2 protein-coding genes are annotated in these 1,889 nt (G+C 28.9%); one reads left to right on the forward strand and one right to left on the reverse strand.

The window, feature by feature from the left end; all coding sequences use genetic code 11:
* Positions 1-851 (reverse strand): DUF4158 domain-containing protein (locus L988_RS05805; RefSeq protein ID WP_156111929.1); only part of this gene is annotated, 851 nt, incomplete at its 3' end.
* Between the two features lie 131 nt (positions 852-982).
* Here L988_RS05805 and L988_RS05810 point away from each other — a divergent pair.
* A complete protein-coding gene (locus L988_RS05810) occupies positions 983-1,570 on the forward strand; it encodes a recombinase family protein (protein ID WP_047382502.1) in 588 nt (195 codons plus the stop codon).
* The last annotated feature ends 319 nt before the right edge of the window (positions 1,571-1,889 follow it).

A 1,889-nucleotide genomic window follows, 5' to 3' on the forward strand; every position in this document is an offset into this window, starting at 1 on the left:
TTTTCTGCTTCGTTTTTAGCTTCCCATATTAGGTTCTCAATAGTAGTTATTTCATATCTTGTAGTTATTTTATAAAGTTGTAACAATCTATTTGAATGAAAATGTTGAACTAAAGAAATATCAAGATGTAAATCTTTTATATACTCGATTTTATCAGCCAACTTTAAAAAAGTTTCTGGAGATGGAAAGCCTGTTGGAGTTTTTAACCAACCAAGGGTTGTTCTACTTCGTTCTTCTATATTTGGCTGAACTAATAGAGTGGAATTTAACTTTTCTTTTTGCTCTTCTGAAAGAGAATTATTTAAAGTATCAAAAAGTATTTTTTCTGCTTCGTTTTTAGCTTCCCATATTAGGTTCTCAATAGTAGTTATACCAGGAAGTATAATTTTATTTTTTCTAAAAAAATTCAAACACTCATCAAAAAGATATAAGGTATCTTCATTTTCTAAACTTAATTTGTAGATATAGTTAAATACTTTTTTGTGTTCAACTTCACCAAAAGAAATAAAACCATATTCCTCTTTAATCTCTTTCATATGTTGCCAAAGAGTATTATCTCTTTGTGGGTATCTTCTAGCAGGTACTATTCCAGTCCCTATTTGTTTTGCAATATAACTTATTACTATCTTTGGAATAGACTTAATGTAGCTATATGGCCAACCGGGATATCTCAATACTGCTAATTGCAAAGCAAATCCTATTTTATTTTCATCTCTTCTATGTCTTTGAATAATTTCTAAATCATATTTTGAAAATGTGTAATATCTTGCTAAAGATAATTCATCTTCAGGTATTTTCATGAACATTTCTCTTTGCTCTTGAGAAAATAACTCTTTTCCTCTTAATGACATATTGTAACTCCTTTAATTGTATTTTTAATATTATATCAATAGAGTAGACTCTATTGATACAAAATAAGAACCGTGATAAAATATAGGTTTGTAGAGTCTCATAAGACTTGTCTCAAAGAGGAGGAATAAAAATGAGAAAAATAGGGTATATTCGTGTGAGTTCTGAAGATCAAAATTTAGCAAGACAAAAACAGCAGCTTCAAGAAATTGGAATGGATATTATTTTTGAAGAAAAAATTTCCGGAGCTACAATGAATAGATTGGAATTACAGAATATGTTAAAAGAAATTAAAAGTGGAGATGTAATTTATGTAACTGATTTAACAAGAATTACTCGTAGTACTCATGATTTATTCTTATTAATAGATTTAATTAGAGGAAAAAAAGCATATTTAAAATCTTTAAAAGATACTTGGCTAGATCTGTCTGAAGAAAATCCATATAGTCAATTTTTAATAACAATAATGGCTGGGGTTAATCAATTAGAAAGAGATTTAATAAGAATGAGACAACGAGAAGGTATTGAAATAGCCAAAAGAGAAGGCAAATTCAAAGGAAGAGTAAAAAAATATCATAATAATCACGCTGGAATGAATTATGCTTTAAAGCTTTATCAAGAGAGTGAAATGACAGTAAAACAAATCTGTGAAATTACAAATATTTCTCGAGCTTCAATATATCGAAAACTCCTTGAAATTAAAGGGCTAGAATCATTTTAGATAATTTCTTAGCGTTGTTAAAATCTCACAAAAATTTGAATTTTGATAAAATTGAGGGTCTTAACGTTGTTATTCCGCGTTTTCCGGAGCAGCATGATAAAAAGCTAATAAATACAAGGAGAAATGTAAAGAATTCTAATTAGATTACTTAAGAAAATTTTTGAATGTAAAATGATCGAAACGCATTGAAAATAAAGGGGTTATGAGTGATCAGGAAAATCCTTAGCGTTGTTATTCCGCGTTTTCCTGACGGGACCCCTAGAAGATATATTAATTGCTTGTGTTGATGGACTTACAGGATTTTCTAATGCCATAGAAG

Source organism: Cetobacterium sp. ZWU0022 (assembly GCF_000800875.1).
In the GTDB taxonomy this organism is placed as follows: Bacteria; Fusobacteriota; Fusobacteriia; order Fusobacteriales; family Fusobacteriaceae; genus Cetobacterium_A.

Excerpts from the sequence above, each read along its gene's own strand:
- L988_RS05810 (WP_047382502.1), top strand. The coding sequence starts at position 983 with ATGAGAAAAATAGGGTATATTCGTGTGAGTTCTGAAGATCAAAATTTA.